This is a genomic window from Brachybacterium sp. AOP25-B2-12, assembly GCF_052378625.1.
Taxonomy (GTDB): Bacteria; Actinomycetota; Actinomycetes; order Actinomycetales; family Dermabacteraceae; genus Brachybacterium.
In genome coordinates, this window is sequence record NZ_JBQSXW010000002.1 from 37876 (window position 1) to 58264 (window position 20389).

Consider the following 20389-nt stretch of genomic DNA (forward strand, 5'->3'; position numbering starts at 1 on the left):
GGAGCGCTCACACCGTCCGGCGTCCCACGAAGGCCCGCCCGAGCGTCATCTCGTCGGCATAGTCGAGGTCGCCCCCGACGGGGAGGCCGGAGGCCAGGCGCGAGACGACCAGCTCGAGGGGCTGCAGCAGCCGGGAGAGGTACGCGGAGGTGGCCTCGCCCTCGATGTTGGGGTCCAGCGCGAGGATCACCTCGCGGGTCTCCCCCGTGCCCAGGCGCGACATCAGCTGGGTGATGCGGAGGTCGGACGGACCCACGCCGCCGATGGGGTCGATCGCCCCGCCGAGCACGTGGTAGCGCCCCTTGAACTCGCGGATCCGCTCGATGGCGACGATGTCCTTGGACTCCTCGACCACGCAGATCACCTCGTCGGTGCGGCGGGGGTCCGAGCAGATCCGGCAGCGCTCGGACGCCGAGACGTTCCCGCAGATCTCGCAGAAGCGCACCGTCTCCTTGACCCGCACGAGCACCTCCGCGAGCCGGCGCACGGATGCGTCATCGGCGTCCAGCAGATGGAACGCGATGCGCTGGGCCGACTTGGGTCCGATGCCCGGCAGCTTGCCGAGCTCGTCGATGAGGTCCTGGACGATGCCTTCGTACACGTCCAGCACTCTAGGCGACCGCACCGACGGACCGGCCATCGACGTGCCCGGCCGCCGTCGTCCGCACCCGAGCGAGCCCCGGATCTGGCGCCGACGTGCCACGATGTTTCCCATGGTGACCCTTCCCCCCTCGCTGCTCGATGCCGTGCATGCCCGCCTGATCACCGGCCTGGGTGAGCACGCCTCGACCCCCGAGATCGCCGAGCGCGTGATCCGCTACCTCCGCAACACCGCCGAGACGACGGTGAGCGTCGAGCAGGATCCGGACGGCACGACGACGACGTTCGTCATCACCGGGGACATCCCGGCGATGTGGCTGCGGGACTCCGCCGCCCAGCTGCAGCCCCTTCTGCGGCTCGTCGAGGCGGGGGTGGGCACCGACGCCGAGCGCGTCGAGCTCATCGCGCTCCTGGTGGGCCTGCTGCGGCGCCACTGGAGGTACATCGAGCGGGACCCGTACGCCAACGCCTTCAACCGCACCGACGACGGCAGCGCCTGGGACGACGACGACACCGACGCGCCGACCCCGTGGGCCTGGGAGCGCAAGTTCGAGCTGGACTCGCTCTCCTACGGACCGGACCTGGCCTGGCGCCTGTGGCGGCGCACCGGCACGACCGCCTGGGCGGATGCGCACTTCGTGGCCGCCGCCCGTCGGATCCTGGAGACCGTCGCGACGGAGCAGGACCACGAGGCGCGCTCCCCGTACTTCTTCCGGCGCAGCGACTGCCCGCCCTCGGACACCCTGGTGCGCGACGGCCGCGGGCGCGAGGTGCGGCCCAGCGGGCTCGTGTGGTCGGGCTTCCGCCCCAGCGACGACGCGTGCGAGCTGGGGTACAACGTGCCCGGCAACCACTACCTGGCGCTCGCGCTCGACCGGCTCGGGGACCTCCTCGATGCGACCTCGGGCCCCGTCACCGGAGAGGACCTGAGCACCGACGCAGGGACGGCGCGCGCACTCGCGGCCTCGATCCGCGAGGGTCTGCGCGAGCACGGCACGATGCGTCTGGAGGACGGCACCGAGGTCTGGGCCTACGAGGTCGACGGCGCCGGCGCCGCGATCTTCCTGGACGACGCGAACGTGCCGAGCCTCCTGTCGCTGCCGCACCTGGGATGCGTCGGAGCCGACGACCCGCTGTACCGCGCGACGCGCGCCGCGGTGCTCTCGGACGCCAACCCCTACCACTACCGCGGCACGCACCTGGCCGGGGTCGGCTCCCCGCACACCCCGCCGCGGCACGTCTGGCCCATCGCCCTCTCGGTGCAGGGTCTGACCAGCACCGATGCCGCGGAGAAGCGCTCGCTGCTGGAGACGCTGATGGCCACCGACGGGGGCACCGGGATGATGCACGAGGGTGTGGACGTCGATGATCCGACGCGCTTCACCCGCGAGTGGTTCTCGTGGTCCAACGCGATGTTCTGCGAGCTGGCCCTGGACCTGGCGGGCGTCCGGGACCTCTGACAGGATCGGCCCCGAGGCCGCGCACCGGCGCGCCGCTTTCGAGGAGGACGACACGCCCGCATCCGATGCCCCCCGGCCCACGCCCGGCTTCCCCGTCCCGAGCGTTCCGCTGACCGCCCCGGAGGTGCTGGACCTCGAGGTCCAGCCCACCCTGGTGGTGCGCAGCGAGCATCAGCGCATGGACGACATGGCCACGCTCATGGACGGCACGTTCTCGCACGTCCCGCAGGCGCTCCTGGGCGCGGGCCTGCACATCACGGGCCCCGCCGTGGCGCTGTACCGGGGCGTGCCGGGCGAGACCGTGTTCGTCGAGGTCGGGTTCCCGGTGGACCGGGTCCCCGAGGGCGACATCCCCCTGCCGGGCGGGCTCACGGCGATCGCCTCCGAGCTGCCCGGTGGACGTGCCGTCCGGACCAGCCACCTCGGTGGGTACGACGATCTCGGCTCCGCCTGGGAGGGCTTCGTCGGGAGCACCGAGGAGCTGGGCGAGACGATCGCCGATCCCTACTGGGAGATCTACGTGACCGAGCCGACCCCGGACCTCGATCCGGCGGCCCTGCGCACGGACCTCGTGGCCCAGCTCGCGGATCCCGCCGACGGCTGAGGCCGCGGTCAGCGGGAGTCGTCGATGACCTCGAGGACGGTGCCGCCGAGCAGCTCGGTGACCAGCTCCTGAGGTCGGCGGGACGTGAGTGTGGCGTCCTCGTCGTCACGCGAGGCGCCGCCCGTGGGATCCTCCGGGGCCGTCGGGGGCGTGTCGCCGCGCCCGGACGCGCCCTGCCAGGAGGCGCCGTGTCGCTGGGGGGCGTGCCGTGAGGCCAGAGCCGCCTCGCGCACGAGCGCCGCTCCGCCGTGCGCAGATCGAGAACGCGGGGAGGCGTCGCCGGCGGGTGCGTCGGAGCGCTGCTCCGGACCGCGTGCCCCACCGCGCTCAACGGGTGCGGGACGATCGTTCCGGGACCCGGATGCCGAGGGGTCCCGAGGTCCGCGACCGTCGGCCGCCAGCGGCGGCCAGTCGTCGGCCGGAGCACCGGGGGCCGTGTCCTGTGGGGTCGGTCCCTCCGCCGCAGGCGCGGCCCCGGTCGCCTCGCTCCCGCCGTCCGGGGCCGCGACACCGGAGGTCCGGGAGCGCGGCTCGGTCCGCACCGGTCGGCCCTCGGCGATCGCGCGCCGCAGGGCCTCGTGGCCGTGGGTCCGAGGCTGGTCGTCGGGTAGGTCGTCCCGGGAGTCGTCGGGGATGACCAGCGGGGTGCGGTCCCCGGAGGCACCGGGGGCCTCGGGCGGCGAGACGCTCGGGGCGGACTCCGATCGGACCTCCGCGTGGTGCGTCGGACCTGCGTCGACGCGCGAGGGACCACTTCCCTGCGTTCGAGCGTCGGGGCCGCCGCCGCTGGGCTCCGAGCCACCCCGGCGCTCGGTGCTGTCGCGATCCTCGGTGCTGTCGCGAGGTTCGACGCTGTCGCGATGCTCCGCACCGCCGCGATGCTCTGCGTCATCGCGGCGCTCGTAGGGGTCGCCTGCACCGCCCTCGTCATAGGGGTCCGGCGGGTAGGGGTCGTCGGGCTCGGGCGGCAGGTCCTCGTCGACGGCGGGGGGCCCAGGGACCGGGCGATCCGACGCACCGGCCGCGGACCGCGCGGCGCGGTCGTCCGCGACGAGGGCCGCGATCCCGGGCGCGGGCCCGCTGCCCGCCGACGTCGCACCCGATCCGGAGCCTCGCTGTCCGGCGGCATCCTCGCGACCGCGGCCGGAGGACGCACGATCCCTGGTCGGAGAGCCCTGCGCGGGTCCGCCGCCGTCCCGCCGTCCCCCCTCGGGTCCGGTGGTCCCGCCGCCGGGGCGGCCACCACCATGTCCGCCGTCGCCGTTCCCGCCGTCACCGGTGCCGCCGTGACCGCTGCCACCGGGGCCCGGGTCCTCCCCCACGACCGCCTCGACCGTGACCTCGCGGCCGAGGACGCGCCGGATGGCGTCGGCGAGGTTCTCCGCGCTGGTGCCGCGCCGGAACGCGGAGAGCAGGCCGTCGGTCGCGAAGCCCAGCACCAGCGTGGAGCCGTCGGTCGCGTGGACGTGCGCGTTCTGCGCGACGAGCGCCCATGAGGGTCGTCGGATCTGCTGGAGCTCGTCGAGGATCGCGGGCCAGCGGCCGCGGACCTCGTCGGCGTCGAGCCCGCCGCCCGATGCGGACGCCGCGGCGGCGGGCGGTGTCTCCGTGCGCGTCTGTGCCGGGGCCTCGCCGGCATGCCCCGGTCGGACGCCGCCGTGCATCGGCGCGGCGCGGTCGTCGTCCACGGGCGCCGGCGCGGCGGCGTCGCCCGCGGGGGCGGAGGCGCCCTGTGCCGGGACCCGCGCGTCCTGCCCGGCCCGCGACGCCGTACCCGCGGCGCGCTCATCGGCAGGGAGCTCGCGGCCGATGAGGGCCACGGGGCCCCAGTCGTCGTCGGACACGGGCGCGCCGGCCGCGGCTGCCCCAGGGGCAGGTGCCGCGGCAGCCGGTGCCGTGGCGGCACGCGGCGCCTCCCGAGGAGCGTTCTGCGACGAGGACGAGGAGGCCTGCGGAGCCGACCGCTGCGAGGGCTCGCGCACGGCCTGCGAGCTGGGGGCACCCTGCCCCGTGCGGTCCGAGGACTCTGCGGCGGAGCCGTCCCGCCCTCGCGCGGGCTGGGCCGTGCGGCCCGCGCCCCGCTCGGCGCCGCGCTCCTCCTCGCGGGTGCGGCGGGAGGATGCGGCCTGCTGCTCGGCGATCTGCCGGGCGCGGTCGCGGCCGCTCGCCGCGGGCGCGCCCTGCCCGCCGGTCACGGAGGCGCCGCCCGAGGCACCCTCGCCCTGTTGTCCGATGCTGCCTCGCCCGGTGGGCGCTCCACGCCCCTGACCGGAGGCGGGACCCGAGCTCGCGGCCGGCGCGAAGGCGGCGCGCTCGTCGCGCAGCACCAGGCGTGCCGCGAGCAGCTCGAGGTGCAGGCGTGGGGAGGTGGCCCCGGACATCGTGGAGAGGGTCTCGTGGACCAGGTCGCCGCAGCGGGAGAGGTCCGCGACCTCGAAGCCCTCGATCTCCTCGCGCATGCGGGCCAGCTCGTCGGCCGGGAGCTCCGGCAGGAGGTCCGCGCCGCGATCGGGCACGGCACCGAGCACGATGAGGTCGCGCAGGCGCTCCAGGACATCCTCGACGAAGCGTCGCGGCTCCTGCCCCGAGGCGATGACCTGCTCGACGGCGCCGTACATCCCGGCGGGGTCCCGAGCGCCGATCGCGGTGATGGTGCGATCCAGCAGCTCGGTGTCGGTGAAGCCCAGCAGCGCGATGGCGGTCGCGTGGTCCAGACCGTGCTCCCCGGCCCCGGCCATGAGCTGGTCGAGCACCGAGAGGGTGTCCCGGGCCGAGCCCGCACCGGCGCGGATCACGAGCGGGAGCACGCCCTCGCCCACCTCGACGCCCTCGGCGCGGCACACCTGCTCGAGGTAGGGCCCCAGGACCTGCGGGGGGATGAGGCGGAACGGGTAGTGGTGCGTGCGCGAGCGGATGGTGCCGATGACCTTCTCGGGCTCGGTGGTCGCGAAGACGAACTTCACGTGCTCGGGCGGCTCCTCGACGAGCTTGAGCAGCGCGTTGAACCCGGCCGAGGTGACCATGTGCGCCTCGTCGATGATGAACACCTTGTAGCGGTCCCGGGCGGGGGCGAAGGTGGCGCGTTCACGCAGCTCGCGGGCGTCGTCCACACCGCCGTGGCTCGCGGCGTCGATCTCCACCACGTCGAGGCTGCCAGGGCCGCCTCGAGCCAGGTCCCGGCATGAATCGCAGTGCCCGCACGGGGTGTCCGTAGGGCCCTCCGCGCAGTTCAGGCAGCGCGCCAGGATGCGCGCGCTCGTCGTCTTGCCGCAGCCCCGGGGGCCGGAGAACAGGTAGGCGTGGCCGATCCTGCCGTTGCGGAGGGCGCGCATGAGAGGGACCGTCACGTGGTCCTGGCCGATCACATCGGCGAAGGTCTCGGGACGGTATCGACGGTACAGAGCGGTGGCCACCGCACCAGGCTAGTGGAGTGCTGGGACATCCGAGCCCGGGGGTGGGGATCCCCGCATCAGGCCTGCTCACGCCCGCTCGACGCCGAGAGATGGTCCCGCATGACCTCGGCGGATGCGGCCAGCGCGGCATCGAGCACGGTGCGCACGGCCAGGCGCTGCGCCCGGTCGGGACGCTGGATGGCCACGACATGGCGCCGTGCGGGCACTCCTGCGAGGGGACGCAGCACCGCGCCGCCCCCGCCGCCCGTGGTGAAGCGCGGGAGCAGCGCGAGGTTGGTCCCGGAGGCGACCAGGCGCTCGACCACCCGGTTGTCGCGGACCCGCTGGATCACCTGCAGGGGTCGATCCGCCGCCGCGGCGATCGCGCGGGCCACGTCGTCGAAGGGGTAGCCGACGGGGACCCCCACCCACGGGTGCTCGACGATGTCCTGCGGGGTGACCTGCGCTCGCGCGGCGAGCGGGTGGTCCGGAGCCATCGCGACGTCGAGCGGTTCGAGGGCCAGCGCCCGGACCTCGAGCCCCGCCGTCCCCTCGGGGCGTGGCCCGGCCGAGGAGTGCCCGATGACCAGGTCGTGACCGGCCGCCAGGGGGCCGTACTCGACCTCGGCGAGGTCCACGTCGGTCAGCTCGACGGTGAGGGGCAGTCCCTCCAATCGCCTCAGCATCCCGGGGACGAGGAACGCCAGGGCACTGGGAAGACCGGCGATGCTCACGGTGCCCGTGGCCTCGCCCCGGTAGGCGTCCCAGCGTGCCCGCACGGCGGCGAGCGCCGAGGCGACCTCCGCTCCCCCTTCCGCCAGCAGACGTCCGGCCTCGGTCAGACGCACCCCGCGGCCGGCGGGCTCCACGAGTGCCGTCCCCAGGCGTCGCTCCGCGGTGCGCAGCTGCTGGGACAGCGCCGAGGGGGTGCGGTGGGTCGCGGCGGCGACCGCGGCGAGACTGCCGCGGTCTGCCAGCTCCCGCAGGAGGTCCAGGTGGCGCGGGTCGAGCTCGACGTCGTCCATGTAGGAACCCTACGCAGTGTGTGCAGAACATGTTGCTGGTGCTGAACAGCAATCGGGGCGCACGATGGCGGTGTGCCCGCTCGCCATCGCCTCCTCGCCCTGGTCGTCGCCGTCCTCTGGGGTCTGAACTTCCTCGCCATCGACGCCTCGCTCGCCCAGTTCCCGCCCTTCTTCCTCGTGGCCCTGCGCTTCGCGGTGCTCGCGGTGCCCACGATCCTGCTGGTGCCGCGGCCGGACGTGCCGCTGCGGTGGCTGATCGGCTACGGCCTCGGGTTCGGGGTGCTGCAGTTCCTGTTCCTGTACTGGGCGATGACCATCGGCATGCCGCCGGGCCTGGCCTCGCTCGTGCTGCAGGCCTCGGCTCCGTTCACGGTGCTGCTGGGAGCGTTCCTGCTGCGCGAGAGGATCTCGGCGCGAGCCGCGATCGGGATCGCGGTGGCCGTCGCGGGACTCGCTCTCGTGGGCTGGCACCGCGCCGAGAACGCGAGCGTGATCCCGTTCCTGCTCACCCTCGCCGGGGCGCTCGGCTGGGCGCTGGGGAACCTCTCCTCGCGCCAGGCCCGTGCCCCCCAGCCGCTGCAGCTGACGCTGTGGATGTCCGTCGTGCCGCCGATCCCCATGCTCGCGCTGTCGCTCGCGGTGGAGGGACCCGCACGGATCGGCCGCTCGCTGACCACGTTGGGCACCTCGACCGGTCTGCTCGCGCTCGTGGGGCTCGCCTACACCGTCCTGCTGGCCACGGTCGTCGGATCCGGGCTGTGGACCTGGCTCATGGCGCAGCACCCGGCCTCCTCGGTGGCCCCCTTCTCGATGCTGGTGCCCGTCGTCGGCATGTCCACCGCGGCCCTCGTGCTGTCCGAACGCCTCGACCCGACCGAGCTGGCCGGGGGCGTGCTCGTGGTGGGCGGGGTGCTGCTGGCCTCCTGGGTGCGGCGGTCGCGACGCCCGGTGCCGGACGTCGCGGAGGCGCCGCTGGAGGTCGCGGTCCCGGAGCCCGAGGCACAGGACCCCGACGTCGCGGAAGCGGTGGCCACGATTCCGCAGTCGTCGGGGCACCCGGCAGACGTCCCGGTCCCGGAGCGCCCGGCCCCACGGTGAGCCGCGGCGCTCAGCGGCGCAGCACGTGCCGCAGGGCTCCTTCGAGCTCGGGGTGGGCGGGCGTGAATCCCCTGTCCCGCAGGCGCGCGTCGGAGACCCGCTGATCGGCGCGCACGAGCTCCCGGGCGCCGTCCCGACCCAGCAGCAGCGCGGGACCGGCGGCGGGGACGGGCACGAGAGCGGGCCGATGCAGCACCCGCCCCAGGGTCCGCGCGAACTCCTGCGCGGTCGCGGGGTGCGGTGCGACGGTGTTGACGGGCCCGCTGAGGGCGTCGTCCTGCAGGGCGTGGGCGTAGGCGCGCGTCATGTCGTCCAGGGTGATCCAGCTCAGCTGCGCCGCGGGCGGCGCCAGGCGGCCGCCCGCGCCGAGGAGGAACATCGGCAGCTGCGGCAGGAGCGTGCCTCCGGCGTCGCTCAGCACGATCCCTGTGCGCAGGTGGACGGTGCGCACGCCGGCCTCGGTGGCGGGCAGGGCGGCGGCCTCCCAGCGGCGGCAGACGTCGGCGAGGAAGCCGTCGCCGTCGTCGTCGCGCTCGGTGAGCAGCTCCCCCGGGCGCTGGGGGCCGTAGATGCCGATCGCACTGGCCTGGATCAGCACCCGGGGGCCGTCCTGCATCCTGGCGAGCGTGCGGGCCAGCAGCGAGGAGGAGTCGACGCGTGAGGAGAGGATCCTGCGCCGGGCGCGGGGGGTCCACCGCGTCGCGATCGAGCTGCCGGCGAGGTTGATCACCGCGTCGACGCCCTCGAGGGACGCGGGGTCGAGCTCCTCGCGTGCGGGGTCCCAGCGGATCTCCCCGGGACCCGCCGCGCGGCGGACGAGCCGCACGACGGTGTGGCCGCCGGTGCGCAGCAGGGCGGTGATCTGGGTGCCGATCAGCCCGCTGGATCCGGCGATCGCGACGCGCAGCCGGGGGCGATCCGCACGGGCGGCGTGGAAGGCGAGGTCCTCGCGCAGCTGCGCGGTGCGGAAGGTCAGGAGGCGCTCGATCTGGGACCGCGCCTCGCCGTCGAGCGCCGCGAGGGGCCCCTTGAGCTCCACGTCGATCCGGTCGGTGATGTCGGTGGCGCCGCCGGCGGCGCGCAGGGCGTGGCGGTGGTGCCACAGGCGCACCGGTCCGCGGTCCCCGAGCTGGTGGTCCTCGAAGGAGGCGACACCGTCGCCCTCCTCGGAGCGCGCATGGACCAGCCGCCAGGCGGGACGCACGGGCAGGAGGGGCGGCCCCAGGCGCAGAGTCACGCGACGTCCGGCCTCGAGACCTCCGACGTCGGGGTCCTCGGGGGACCCGAGACCCGGGGGGCTGAGCCGCACGAGCGCCCCCGGCCGACGGTGCCACGCGAGCACGTCGTCGAAGGCGTGATCGATGCGGGCGGTGCTCTCGATGCGCATGCCGGACTCCTGCTCGACGGTCCGGGGCTCCGGAGGGGGCCCGGTCCCGCCACCGTAGTCCGGGAGCCCGACGATCGGCGGGGCCCCCGACCTCGCGGTCGGCTCCCGGCGCCGACGGCACGTGCGCCCAGGTCCCCGTGCACGCCACCCGGCGCCGCGCGGCGAGGTCCAGCAGGTCGACGGCGTCCGGGCATGGAACGACCCCTCGTGCACCTGTCAGAGCCCGCCTGCCCTTGCTGCCGTCAAGCCCTGGGGGAGTTCAGCGAGGTGACACCGCACGAGGGGTCGCCGAGCACTCTACCGGTCCGCCCCGGCGCGGGCAAAGGCGAGCGGACGTGCCCCTGACCTCACCCGCGCCGGGCGGCCGGCCTCAGGCCACGCGGGTGGGCGGGGAGACGGTCCGCGCGGGATCGGTCTCGGGCACGTCGCCCAGGACCTCGTCGATCCGCGCGAGGACGTCCGCGCTCAGGCGCACGCCGGCGGCCCGGGCGTTCTCGGTGACCTGCTCGGGCCGCGAGGCGCCGATGATCGCGCCGGCCACGTTGGGATTGGCGAGCACCCAGGCCACCGCGAGCTGGGCCAGCGACAGATCGAGGTCCTGGGCGATGGGCCGCAGCCCCTGGACCGCCTCGAGCACCTCGTCCCGCAGGAAGCGCTTGATCATGTCCGCGCCGCCCTTCTCGTCGCGGGCGCGGGAGCCCTCGGGTGGCTCGGCCCCGGGCTCGTACTTGCCCGAGAGGATGCCCTGGGCCACGGGGGACCACACGATCTGGGAGACGCCCACCTCCTGGCTCGCGGGCACGACCCGCTCCTCGATGACCCGCCACAGCATCGAGTACTGGGGCTGGTTGGAGATGAGCTGCACGCCCAGCTCCCGGGCGAGGTGCTGCCCGGCGCGGATCTGGTCCGCGTTCCACTCCGAGACGCCGATGTACAGGGCCTTGCCCTGGCGGACGACGTCGGCGAAGGCCTGGATCGTCTCCTCCAGCGGGGTCTCGTTGTCGTAGCGGTGCGCCTGGTAGAGGTCGAGGTGATCGGTCTGCAGGCGGCGCAGGGACCCGTCGATCGACTCGAGGATGTGCTTGCGGGAGAGCCCCGTGTCGTTGTGCCCCTTGGGGCCGGTCGGGAAGTAGACCTTGGTGAAGATCTCGAGCGACTCGCGCCGCTGCCCCTTCAGGGCCTCGCCGAGGACCTCCTCGGCGACGGTGTTGGCGTACACGTCGGCGGTGTCGAACGAGGTGATGCCGGCGTCGAGGGCCGCGTGCACGCACGCGAAGGCCCGGTCGTTCTCGATCTGGGAGCCGTGGGTGAGCCAGTTCCCGTAGATGATCTCGCTGATCTTCAGGCCGCTGCGGCCGAGGTATCGGTGTTCCATGGCGCCACCGTAGACCCGCCACCACGGGGCCCGTCCAGACCGGCGGTCGCCCGGGTCCGCGTGTGGCGCCCTCCCAGCCGGAGCGGATACGCTCGTGACCCAGGTCATAGGGGCGCGAGCGCTCCGTCGACCGCACCTGCATCGATCGTGCACGATCACTGCACCGCATCTCAATGAGGAGACGCCATGACGATCTATGCCCGCCCGGGGACCGACGGCTCGAAGGTCACGTTCCGGCCCCGGTACGACAACTACATCGGCGGCCAGTGGGTCGCCCCCGTCCAGGGCGAGTACTTCGAGAACCCCACGCCCGTCACCGGCGAGGTGTTCTGCGAGGTCGCCCGCTCGACCGCCGAGGACGTCGACCTCGCCCTCGACGCCGCCCACGCCGCAGCGCCTGCCTGGGGCGCCACGAGCCCCGCCGAGCGCGCGCTCGTGCTCCACCGCATCGCCGATCGCATGGAGGAGAACCTCGAGGCCCTCGCGGTCGCCGAGACCTGGGACAACGGCAAGGCGATCCGCGAGCCGCTGGCCGCGGACGTCCCGCTGGCGATCGACCACTTCCGCTACTTCGCCGGCGCGATCCGCGCCCAGGAGGGCGCCCTGTCCCAGATCGACGAGGACACGGTCGCGTACCACTTCCACGAGCCCCTCGGCGTGGTCGGCCAGATCATCCCGTGGAACTTCCCGCTGCTCATGGCCACCTGGAAGCTCGCCCCGGCGCTCGCGGCGGGCAACGCGGTGGTGCTCAAGCCCGCCGAGCAGACGCCGGCCTCGATCCTCGTGCTCGCGGAGCTGATCGGCGACCTGCTGCCCGACGGCGTGCTCAACATCGTCAACGGCTTCGGCGCCGAGGCCGGCAAGCCGCTGGCGTCCAGCCCCCGGATCTCCAAGATCGCCTTCACCGGCGAGACCACCACCGGACGCCTGATCATGCAGTACGCCTCCCAGAACCTCATCCCGGTGACCCTGGAGCTGGGCGGCAAGTCCCCCAACATCTTCTTCGAGGACGTCCGCGAGGCCCAGGACGACTACTACTCCAAGGCCCTCGAGGGCTTCGCGATGTTCTCCCTGAACCAGGGCGAGGTGTGCACCTGCCCCTCGCGCGCCCTGGTCCAGGCCTCGATCTACGACGACTTCCTGGCCGACGCGATCGCGCGCGTGGAGAGGACCGTCCAGGGCAACCCCCTGGACACCGACACCCAGATCGGCGCGCAGGCCAGCAACGACCAGTTCGAGAAGATCAAGTCCTACCTCGACATCGGCCGTCAGGAGGGTGCGACGGTGCTGACCGGCGGAGAGGTCGGCCAGCTCGACGGCGATCTCGCGGGCGGCTACTACATCCGCCCGACCGTGTTCGCGGGCGACAACTCGATGCGGATCTTCCAGGAGGAGATCTTCGGGCCGGTGGTCTCGGTCGCGAAGTTCCAGGACTTCGACGAGGCGATCTCGATCGCCAACGACACCCTGTACGGCCTGGGGGCGGGCGTCTGGAGCCGCCGCCAGAACACCGTGCACCGCGCCGGGCGCGCCATCCAGGCGGGCCGCGTATGGGTGAACAACTACCACGCCTACCCGGCGCACGCCGCCTTCGGCGGGTACAAGAGCTCGGGCATCGGGCGCGAGAACCACCTGATGATGCTCGACCACTACCAGCAGACCAAGAACCTCCTGGTCAGCTACTCCGAGAAGGAGCTGGGCTTCTTCTGATCGGGACCGCGGGCGGGCCGGCGCGAAGCGATGGCCCGTCCGCTCCCCCGCACCCCGGATCCGGGAGGAACCGATGACCGAGACCGCCGCCCCTGCCCCCGATCTGCCCGAGCCCACCGCGGCCGATGCCGCGCTGGACGCCGCGCCGGCGATCGCCGGCGAGGACTTCTCCCGTGTGGCCCTGACCGCGGACGCCCTGGCGATGATCCGCCGGCTCATCGACCGCAACGGCCCGCTCATGTTCCACCAGTCCGGCGGCTGCTGCGACGGCTCCTCCCCCATGTGCTTCACCGCCGGGGAGTTCCTGACCTCCGACGCCGACGTCCTGCTGGGGCGCTTCGCCGTGCCGCTGGCCGACGGCACCACCAGCGAGCTGGAGTTCTGGATGAGCGCCGAGCAGTTCCGCTACTGGCGACACACCCACCTGACCGTCGACCTCGTGGACGGGCGCGGGGCGGGGTTCTCGCTGGAGTCCCCCGAGGGCAAGAGGTTCCTCATCCGCTCGCGGATGCTGCCCGAGGGCGTCAGCTGATCCCTGCGCGCGCCGACCTCCGTCGAGGAGACGAGGCGTCTTCCGAGGGTCAGCCCAGGAAGATCCCATTCCCCGGGCCCAGCGGCAGGTCGAGGAAGAAGAACACCGCGAGCACGCCCGCCCAGGCGATCCAGAAGGGGATCACGAAGGGCAGCATCCAGGCGATGATGTTGCCCAGGCCCGCGGTGGGCACGTACTTCCGCAGCATGCCCAGCAGCACGATCATGTAGGGGTTCATGGGCGTGATGACCTGGGTGGCGCTGTCGCCCACGCGGAAGGCCGCCTGGGTGAACGCCGGCTCGAAGCCGATCAGCGCGAACATCGGCACGAACACCGCGGCCATGATGGTCCACATCGACGAGCCCGAGATGATGAACAGGTTCAGCACGCTCGCCAGCAGCATGAAGGCCAGCACAGCGATGAACCCGGGCAGACGGCTCTTCTCGAGCCCTTCGGCGCCGGTCACGGCGATCCACGAGCCCATCCCGGACCAGTTGAACAGGGCGATGAACTGCCCCAGCACGAAGGCGAGCACGAGGAAGGGCAGCATCTCCTTGAGCGCCCGGGTCATCATCCCCACGCCGTCCTGCGTCGAGCGGATCGACCGCGTCACGACACCGTAGACGATGCCCACGACGACGAAGTACGCGAAGACGAGGAACACGATCGAGTCCAGCAGCGGCGAGGACGGCAGGAACCCGCCCTCCTCGCTGCGCCACGGGGAGTCGGGCACGAGCGCCACGACCAGCACCACGGCGGTCAGGACGGCGGCGGCGAGGACGGCCAGCAGCAGGCCCTTGTTCTCGGCCGGGGTGAGCTGGGCCTGGAGCGCCTCGCCCTCGTCGCCGGCGGCGCCCTCGGCGTCCTCGGTCGTGATCTCCTCGCGGGAGACGCCGTGGCGCACGAGGCGCGGCTCGACGATCCGGTCGATGATGAACCCGGCCAGCAGGCCCAGCACGATCGACGAGGCGATGTTGAAGAACCAGTTGGAGACGGGGTTGACGGGAGCGGCCTCGACGCCGGGGATCGCCTGCATCGCGGCGGTGGTGATCCCGGCGAACAGGGCGTCCAGGCTCGTGGGCACGAGGTTGGTGGAGTAGCCGGCCCCGGCGGCCGCGAAGCCGCCGATCAGGCCCGCGACGGGGTGGCGCCCGGCGGCGGCGAAGACGAGCGCCGCCAGAGGCGGCACCACCACGAAGGCCGAGTCGGCCATGATCGAGGCGAGCACCCCGACGAAGCCCACGACGTACGGGAGCATCCAGCGCGGCGAGGACCCGAAGGTCTTGCGCACCGCGGCCGAGAGCAGTCCCGAGTACTGGGCGATCCCGATGGCCAGCAGGATCGGCAGCACCGTCTTCAGCGGCGGGAAGCCCACGTAGTTCTCGCCGAGGCTCGTGGTCAGCCACGTCATGCCCTCGGCGGTGAACAGGCCCTTGATGACGGTGGGCTCGTCGGCCCCGGGCACCTGGATCGACACGTCGGCCCAGGCCATGAGGGTCGAGGCGATCGCGGTGGCCAGGAAGAGGATCCCGAACAGCATGAAGGGTTCGGGCAGCTTGTTGCCGAGCTTCTCGACGCCGGTGAGGAGCCGGTCGCCGAACCGGCCGAGGCGGGTCTGCGGGGAGGAGGGGGTCGCCGTGGTCACGGTGGCTCCTGGGGGTCGGGAGAGGGAACGTCCATGGTGTCAGTGCGGCGCGAGGAGGGCCGAGCCCCCAGCGCATCGAGACCTCACCGTGACCTTCTCGGCACCGGGCGGGCCCGCGGGATCGGACGGATCAGTCGAAGTAGTGCGGTACGTCGATCGCCCCGCCGGCGTCCTCGAACTCCTGGCGGACCGCACGGGCCAGCTCCGGGTCCTGGGCCACGTCGAGCAGCGTCGCGGCGAGCCCGTAGGCCCCGTCGGTCGCGGCCGATGCCGCACGCTCGGAGACCGAGGCCGCGGCGAACTCGCGGGTGTGCAGGGCCACGTCCGGATCCGAGACCCGGATCAGCGGGTGCATCCCCGGCAGGCGGTAGCTGACGTTGCCGAAATCCGTCGAGGCGGCGAGCAGCTCGGGGACCACGCCGCGCGGCAGGGGGTCGCGGCCGCGTCGGCGCTCGGCCTCGACCCAGCGCCCGGTGAGCGCCTCGTTCGTGCGCACGCCGAGCGACGGCGGGTGGCTGTCCCACTCGATCTCGACGCCGCAGCCGGCCATCAGCGCCGCACCGCGCGCGATGTCGTCGAGGCGCTGGGAGAGGTCCTTGAGCGTCGCGGGTGCCAGCGAGCGCACGTACAGGTCCAGCACCGCGCGGTCCGGGATCACGCTCGGGCGGTGTCCGCCCTCGCGGATGATCGCGTGGACGCGGTCGGTGGGCGGCAGCTGCTGTCGCTGCAGGCCGATGCCCTGGTAGAGGAGCGTCGCGGCGTCCAGGGCGTTGCGCCCGGCGAAGGGCTGCGCGGAGGCGTGCGCGGTGGCCCCGTGGTAGGTGATCGTCAGCGTGCGGCGACCCAGCCACGCCTGGTCGGCGAGATCGTGGCCGTAGCCGTGCGCCATGACGGCGGCATCGATGCCGTCGAAGGCGCCGTGGCGGGCCATGATCTCCTTTCCGGTGTGCCCCTCCTCGGCGGGGGTGCCCAGGTAGACGATGCGGCCGGGCACGGCCGACGGGTCCTCCCGCGCGAGGGCCGCGAGGCCCAGGAACGCCCCGAGCCCCATGACGGCGATGACGTTGTGGCCGCAGCCGTGGCCGATCTCCGGCAGGGCGTCGTACTCCGAGAGCACCGCGAGCGTCGGGGCGCCCTCGGCGTCCCCGCCCTCACCGACGATCTCGGCGCGGATCGCGGTGTCGAGGCCGTGGACGCCGACCGTGGCCTCGATGCCGTGGGCACGGAGGGATTCGGCCAGGACCCCGGCGGAGCGGACCTCCTCGAAGGCGGTCTCCGGGTGCGCGGCGAGGTCGCGCATGATCCCGACCAGCTCCTCGCCGACCGCGTCGACGTGGTGCTCGAGCCGTTCGTGGAGCGCCGCCGGGGCACCCATGAAGTCGGATCCGGGGTGGCGCTCGGTGCGGATCGCCCGCGCGGTCATCGCGGCGAGCTCATCGGAGTAGGCGCGGGAGGGCGAGACGGGCAGGTGCGGATCGGCCATCCGGCAACCCTACCGGCTGGTCACATCGCCGCCGAGCGGGCTCTGGGCCGCGAGCACCTGCCCCGTGACGGCCATGTGCTGCTGGGCCAGGCGTCGCAGCGCCGAGAGCACCGGGTCCATGAGCACGGTGCCCAGCACCACCTGGCGCACGGCGCGCGAGGGATCGTCCGGGACGGAGGAGACGTCGGCGCGCGCGATCAGCTCGATGCCGTCCGCATAGGCGTCCAGGCGTCGCGCGTCGATGCCCAGCTCCCCGGCATCGCAGGCGTCCCAGGCGCGGTCGAGGTCGGTGAGGACGGGATCGGCCGGATCCACCGACCATCCGCGCTCCTGCACCCAGGCCAGAGCGCGCGAGGGGCCGGGGGCGTCCGCGGCGACATCCGCATCGCCCGCGGCCGTCTCCTCGTCCGGTGGGACCGTCAGCGCGCGCTGGGCCGCCTCGAGAACAGCCAGGCGGTCCGTCGTCGGCGTGTCGATCGCCTCCAGGATCCGACCGATCCGCGCGATGCCGAGCCCACCCACCTCGGCGAGCGCGCGGATCAGCCGGAGCCGCTCGACGTGGGTCCCGTCGTAGTCGGACTGCGTGCGCGACAGGTGCCGCCCCGCGGGCAGCAGCCCCTCGCGCAGGTAGTACTTGATCGTGGCCACCGGGACGTCGGCGGCGCGGGAGAGATCGGAGATCCTCATCGACACCCCTTGCATTGGATAGCGCCACTCTCCAATACTGGGGAGCGGCGGTGTCCATTGTGGCCCCGGACGCCGCCCTCACCTGCCCGTCCCCCCGAGGAGTCCGATGGACATCGACCCGATCCGATCCCCACGGGCGGCCGCCGCCCACCACGGCCCCGGTCGCGACGACACCGCCCCGACCGCGCGGGACGACGACTCCTGGCCGCGCACGCACGCGTACGACGGGCGTCTGGTCGTGTTCCACATCGGCATGACGGTCCGCAAGCCGCATCGGCCCGACCTGTGGGTCCCGGCCTTCCTCGCGATGCCGCGCATGATCACCGAGCTCTCGCGCAACCTCGCGGCCTCCGAACGGGGCGAGGCGGAGCATCTCGGGTTCCTCGGCGCGGACTACCTGATGGGGGCCCGCGGGCCCTGGGTGGTGCAGTACTGGACGGACGTCGACAAGCTCTACACCTATGCGCGCGCACAGGACAAGGAGCATGCCCCCGCCTGGCGCGCCTTCAACGCCACCGCCCGCAAGCACCCGCAGGCGGTCGGGATCTGGCACGAGACGTACGTCGTCGAGGCGGGCGGGGTCGAGACGCTCTACGGCAACGGAGCGATGGTGGGCCTGGGCGCCAAGACGGGATCGCTGCCGGTGCGACGCCGGGGCAGCTCCGCCCGCCAGCGCCTCGGGGCATCCCGGTCCCGGACGGCCGCCGCAGGCAGCCACCCCGAGGGCAGCCCCGAGGGCACCTCCGCCCCGACGCCCACCGAGGTGTGACCTGCGTCGGGCCGGTTTCCGTTCCCCGGCGCGTCTCGGGTAACCTGGTCCACGCTCCGCAGGCCCCGGCCCGCAGAGCGCTGGAGGATTCGCCTAGCGGCCTATGGCGCACGCCTGGAACGCGTGTTGGGTGCAAGCCCTCGGGGGTTCAAATCCCCCATCCTCCGCGTTTTTCGCGACGTGTCGCGGCGTCACCCGCTGATGCCACGGGACGTGGCGCGCACAGAGGGGCCCTGGCGATCACCAGGGCACCTCTGTGCGCGCCCAGGCACGCGATCGGACCTCGCACCTCGGACCACCCCGGCGCCTCCCGGGTCCCCAGGTTCGTCGGCCCCGCTGTCTACTCTGGGAGCCACGACACATCGGCGTCGCCCCCGCCGGGCGGCGCCCCGGACCCCCTCGGAGGGACGATGCGCACCCAGGGACGCCACCGCGCGGGCCCTGCACACCGTCGTGACCCGGCCGTCGTGGTGTGCGCCGCCGTGCTCGCGGTGACGGCCGTGACCGTGGCCACCGGCACCGGATTCCTCCGCCAGCTGCAGGCCTACGAGGCGCCGTACCACCCGGGCGCCCCCTTCGTGGCGGTCGGCTCGGAGCAGGAGCCGCCGGCGCGCTTCGCCCAGGATCCCGCCTGGCGGGAGCTCGCCGAGAACTCCCTGACCACGCTGCACGTGGACGGCCACCTGGACTGCGGTGTCCCGCTGCTGCCCGCCGAGGCCGTCTCCGTGTCCCGCCTGGGCGACCATCTCGACAGCCTCGCCGCGTGCCTCGACGGCTACTGGCGCCCGCGGATCGAGGCCTCCGGCCACGAATTCACCCCGGTGACGGTCGAGGTGTTCGATCCCGCCGTGGGCCTGGGCAGCGCCTGCGGCGAGCCCGAGCGCGCCGTCCCGGGCGTCTACTGCCCGACCAACCGCACCATCTACCTGCCCTCGACGCTGACCGACCGCGGCGGCGACCCCGCCGTCTGGTCGGAGCTGCGCCTGATGGCCGTCCTCGCCCACGAGTACGGCCACCACCTGCAGGAGATCACCGGGATCCTCGCCACCACCCGGACGATCACCGCCGAGCCCTCGGACCCCCACGAGGTGACCCGGCGCATCGAGTCCATGGCCACCTGCATCGGCGCGCTGACCCAGGGGCAGATGGTCGGGCCGCTGGCAGTCACCCAGGGCTACTACGCCTTCGCGATCACCCCCGACTCCTACGCCGCCGACGACGATCACGGCACGGCCGCGACGCAGGCCCACTGGTCACAGAGCGGTTTCGATGCGGGCGGAGACCTGCGCAGCTGCTCGACGTTCTCGGTCCCGTCCGACGCGGTCGCCTGACCTTCCCGACGGGGCCCGCCACCCCCTTGCGTTCCGGATCCATATAGTTTAAGTTTCATCTATCGGATCCGGAGGCGCCGCCTCCCCGTCACAGCCAAGGAGCCAGCCATGCAGTTCGGGATCTTCAGCATCGCGGACATCACGCCGGACCCGACCACGGGCCGCATCCCCACCGAGCACGAGCGCCTCGAGATGATCGTGGAGGAGGCCGAGCTCGCCGAGCAGGTGGGCCTGGACGTCTTCGCGCTCGGCGAGCACCACAACCCGCCGTTCGTGACCTCCTCCCCCACGACCACGCTCGCCTACATCGGCGCGCGCACCGAGCGCATCCAGCTCTCGACGGCCACGACGCTCATCACCACCAATGACCCGGTGAAGATCGCCGAGGACTACGCGATGCTGCAGCACCTCACGAACGGTCGCGTGGACCTCGTGATGGGGCGCGGCAACACCGGGCCGGTCTACCCGTGGTTCGGCAAGGACATCCGCAAGGGCCTCGAGCTCGCGATCGAGAACTACGACCTCCTGCACCGCCTGTGGCGCGAGGACGTCGTGGACTGGGAGGGGCAGTTCCGCACGCCCCTGCAGCAGTTCACCTCCACGCCACGGCCGCTGGACGGCGTCGCCCCCTTCGTCTGGCACGGCTCGATCCGCTCTCCGCAGGTGGCCGAGCAGGCCGCCTACTACGGCGACGGGTTCCTCCACAACAACATCTTCTGGCCGCTCACCCACACCCGGCAGATGGTCCAGCTGTACCGCGAGCGCTTCGAGCACTACGGCCACGGCACCGCCGATCAGGCGATCGTGGGACTGGGCGGTCAGGCGTTCATGCGCAGGAACTCCCAGGACGCGATCTCCGAGTTCCGCCCGTACTTCGACAACGCCCCGGTCTACGGCGGCGGCCCCTCGCTCGAGGACTTCACCGCCCAGACGCCCCTGACCGTCGGCTCCCCCGAGCAGGTGGTCGAGCGCTACCTGACCATGGCCGACGAGGTGGGCGACTACCAGCGCCAGATGTTCCTCATGGACCACGCCGGCCTGCCCCGCAGGACGGTCATGGAGCAGATCGAGCTGCTGGGCACGGAGGTCGTGCCGGTGCTGCGCAAGGAGCTGGACGCGCGGCGCCCGGCGCACGTGCCCGACGCACCGACCCACGCGCGCCTCGTGGCCGCGGCCGAGGCCGAACGTGGCGCATTCGACGCCGCGTACCGATTCGGCACGGGAGACAATTGGACCGGCCTGCGCGCGGAGGACGACACCGCCCGTCCGCGCCTGTCCTGAGAGGAGGGCG

The 20389-nt window shown here is 73.2% G+C and carries 16 protein-coding genes, 1 tRNA gene and 1 other RNA gene; 9 read left to right on the top strand and 9 right to left on the bottom strand.

Annotated features, from left to right (window positions below; all coding sequences use genetic code 11):
- Nucleotides 1–7: 7 nt before the first annotated feature.
- Nucleotides 8–601 (bottom strand): recombination mediator RecR, encoded by a 594-nt coding sequence (gene recR / locus ACT3TZ_RS01875; RefSeq protein ID WP_444581694.1) that lies wholly within the window; start codon nucleotides 599–601, stop codon nucleotides 8–10.
- 112 nt (nucleotides 602–713) lie between these two features.
- On the opposite strand from recR, the gene ACT3TZ_RS01880 reads away from it, so the two are divergent.
- On the top strand, nucleotides 714–2060 hold the full coding sequence (locus tag ACT3TZ_RS01880; protein WP_444581695.1) for a glycoside hydrolase family 125 protein: 1347 nt from the start codon (nucleotides 714–716) through the stop codon (nucleotides 2058–2060).
- 124 nt (nucleotides 2061–2184) lie between these two features.
- Nucleotides 2185–2664, top strand: coding sequence for a transcriptional regulator (locus ACT3TZ_RS01885; protein WP_444581696.1), 480 nt, complete (start codon nucleotides 2185–2187; stop codon nucleotides 2662–2664).
- Between the two features lie 8 nt (nucleotides 2665–2672).
- On the opposite strand, the gene ACT3TZ_RS01890 is transcribed toward ACT3TZ_RS01885, so the two are convergent.
- On the bottom strand, nucleotides 2673–6077 hold the full coding sequence (locus ACT3TZ_RS01890) for a DNA polymerase III subunit gamma and tau (RefSeq protein WP_444581697.1): 3405 nt from the start codon (nucleotides 6075–6077) through the stop codon (nucleotides 2673–2675).
- 56 nt (nucleotides 6078–6133) lie between these two features.
- Entirely contained in the window at nucleotides 6134–7081 is a 948-nt protein-coding gene (locus ACT3TZ_RS01895) for a LysR family transcriptional regulator (protein WP_444581698.1), read from the bottom strand.
- Nucleotides 7082–7153: 72 nt separating this feature from the next.
- Between ACT3TZ_RS01895 and ACT3TZ_RS01900 the strand changes: the two genes are divergently transcribed.
- A complete protein-coding gene (locus tag ACT3TZ_RS01900; RefSeq protein WP_444581699.1) occupies nucleotides 7154–8179 on the top strand; it encodes an EamA family transporter in 1026 nt (341 codons plus the stop codon).
- Between the two features lie 10 nt (nucleotides 8180–8189).
- Here ACT3TZ_RS01900 and ACT3TZ_RS01905 read toward each other — a convergent pair whose 3' ends face one another.
- From ACT3TZ_RS01905 to ACT3TZ_RS01915, 3 genes are all read right to left on the bottom strand, one after another.
- Nucleotides 8190–9566, bottom strand: coding sequence for a TIGR01777 family oxidoreductase (locus tag ACT3TZ_RS01905; protein WP_444581700.1), 1377 nt, complete (start codon nucleotides 9564–9566; stop codon nucleotides 8190–8192).
- Between the two features lie 193 nt (nucleotides 9567–9759).
- An RNA gene (gene ffs / locus ACT3TZ_RS01910) (signal recognition particle sRNA small type) lies at nucleotides 9760–9856 on the bottom strand.
- A gap of 80 nt (nucleotides 9857–9936) precedes the next feature.
- Complete coding sequence (locus ACT3TZ_RS01915; RefSeq protein ID WP_444581701.1) at nucleotides 9937–10941, bottom strand: aldo/keto reductase family protein; 1005 nt, start codon at nucleotides 10939–10941, stop codon at nucleotides 9937–9939.
- 186 nt (nucleotides 10942–11127) lie between these two features.
- On the opposite strand from ACT3TZ_RS01915, the gene adh reads away from it, so the two are divergent.
- Together adh and ACT3TZ_RS01925 are read left to right on the top strand one after the other, a co-directional pair.
- The gene (adh, locus tag ACT3TZ_RS01920) at nucleotides 11128–12651 is read left to right on the top strand and encodes an aldehyde dehydrogenase (RefSeq protein WP_444581702.1); all 1524 of its coding nucleotides are present in this window, start codon (nucleotides 11128–11130) and stop codon (nucleotides 12649–12651) included.
- Nucleotides 12652–12724: 73 nt separating this feature from the next.
- Nucleotides 12725–13183 carry a DUF779 domain-containing protein gene (locus ACT3TZ_RS01925; RefSeq protein ID WP_444581703.1) on the top strand — a complete coding sequence of 153 codons (459 nt, stop codon included), beginning with the start codon at nucleotides 12725–12727 and terminating at the stop codon, nucleotides 13181–13183.
- A gap of 49 nt (nucleotides 13184–13232) precedes the next feature.
- On the opposite strand, the gene ACT3TZ_RS01930 is transcribed toward ACT3TZ_RS01925, so the two are convergent.
- The 3 genes from ACT3TZ_RS01930 to ACT3TZ_RS01940 all read right to left on the bottom strand — a co-directional run bounded on the left by ACT3TZ_RS01930 (nucleotide 13233) and on the right by ACT3TZ_RS01940 (nucleotide 16998).
- On the bottom strand, nucleotides 13233–14828 hold the full coding sequence (locus ACT3TZ_RS01930) for an AbgT family transporter (protein ID WP_444581704.1): 1596 nt from the start codon (nucleotides 14826–14828) through the stop codon (nucleotides 13233–13235).
- Between the two features lie 130 nt (nucleotides 14829–14958).
- Nucleotides 14959–16311, bottom strand: a complete 1353-nt coding sequence (locus tag ACT3TZ_RS01935) for a M20 family metallopeptidase (protein ID WP_444581705.1) — start codon at nucleotides 16309–16311, stop codon at nucleotides 14959–14961.
- A gap of 9 nt (nucleotides 16312–16320) precedes the next feature.
- Nucleotides 16321–16998, bottom strand: a complete 678-nt coding sequence (locus ACT3TZ_RS01940) for a MerR family transcriptional regulator (RefSeq protein ID WP_444581706.1) — start codon at nucleotides 16996–16998, stop codon at nucleotides 16321–16323.
- 106 nt (nucleotides 16999–17104) lie between these two features.
- On the opposite strand from ACT3TZ_RS01940, the gene ACT3TZ_RS01945 reads away from it, so the two are divergent.
- The 4 genes from ACT3TZ_RS01945 to ACT3TZ_RS01960 all read left to right on the top strand — a co-directional run bounded on the left by ACT3TZ_RS01945 (nucleotide 17105) and on the right by ACT3TZ_RS01960 (nucleotide 20379).
- Nucleotides 17105–17767, top strand: a complete 663-nt coding sequence (locus ACT3TZ_RS01945) for a DUF4188 domain-containing protein (protein WP_444581707.1) — start codon at nucleotides 17105–17107, stop codon at nucleotides 17765–17767.
- Nucleotides 17768–17849: 82 nt separating this feature from the next.
- Nucleotides 17850–17934 (top strand) — tRNA-Ser (locus ACT3TZ_RS01950).
- 243 nt (nucleotides 17935–18177) lie between these two features.
- Nucleotides 18178–19098 carry a neutral zinc metallopeptidase gene (locus tag ACT3TZ_RS01955; protein WP_444581708.1) on the top strand — a complete coding sequence of 307 codons (921 nt, stop codon included), beginning with the start codon at nucleotides 18178–18180 and terminating at the stop codon, nucleotides 19096–19098.
- Between the two features lie 108 nt (nucleotides 19099–19206).
- Nucleotides 19207–20379 (top strand): LLM class flavin-dependent oxidoreductase, encoded by a 1173-nt coding sequence (locus ACT3TZ_RS01960; RefSeq protein WP_444581709.1) that lies wholly within the window; start codon nucleotides 19207–19209, stop codon nucleotides 20377–20379.
- The last annotated feature ends 10 nt before the right edge of the window (nucleotides 20380–20389 follow it).

Excerpts from the sequence above, each read along its gene's own strand:
- ACT3TZ_RS01880 (WP_444581695.1), top strand. The coding sequence starts at position 714 with ATGGTGACCCTTCCCCCCTCGCTGCTCGATGCCGTGCATGCCCGCCTG.
- ACT3TZ_RS01895 (WP_444581698.1), bottom strand. The coding sequence starts at position 7,081 with ATGGACGACGTCGAGCTCGACCCGCGCCACCTGGACCTCCTGCGGGAG.
- ACT3TZ_RS01905 (WP_444581700.1), bottom strand. The coding sequence starts at position 9,566 with ATGCGCATCGAGAGCACCGCCCGCATCGATCACGCCTTCGACGACGTG.
- ACT3TZ_RS01915 (WP_444581701.1), bottom strand. The coding sequence starts at position 10,941 with ATGGAACACCGATACCTCGGCCGCAGCGGCCTGAAGATCAGCGAGATC.
- adh (WP_444581702.1), top strand. The coding sequence starts at position 11,128 with ATGACGATCTATGCCCGCCCGGGGACCGACGGCTCGAAGGTCACGTTC.
- ACT3TZ_RS01925 (WP_444581703.1), top strand. The coding sequence starts at position 12,725 with ATGACCGAGACCGCCGCCCCTGCCCCCGATCTGCCCGAGCCCACCGCG.
- ACT3TZ_RS01935 (WP_444581705.1), bottom strand. The coding sequence starts at position 16,311 with ATGGCCGATCCGCACCTGCCCGTCTCGCCCTCCCGCGCCTACTCCGAT.
- ACT3TZ_RS01940 (WP_444581706.1), bottom strand. The coding sequence starts at position 16,998 with ATGAGGATCTCCGATCTCTCCCGCGCCGCCGACGTCCCGGTGGCCACG.
- ACT3TZ_RS01945 (WP_444581707.1), top strand. The coding sequence starts at position 17,105 with ATGGACATCGACCCGATCCGATCCCCACGGGCGGCCGCCGCCCACCAC.
- ACT3TZ_RS01955 (WP_444581708.1), top strand. The coding sequence starts at position 18,178 with ATGCGCACCCAGGGACGCCACCGCGCGGGCCCTGCACACCGTCGTGAC.
- ACT3TZ_RS01960 (WP_444581709.1), top strand. The coding sequence starts at position 19,207 with ATGCAGTTCGGGATCTTCAGCATCGCGGACATCACGCCGGACCCGACC.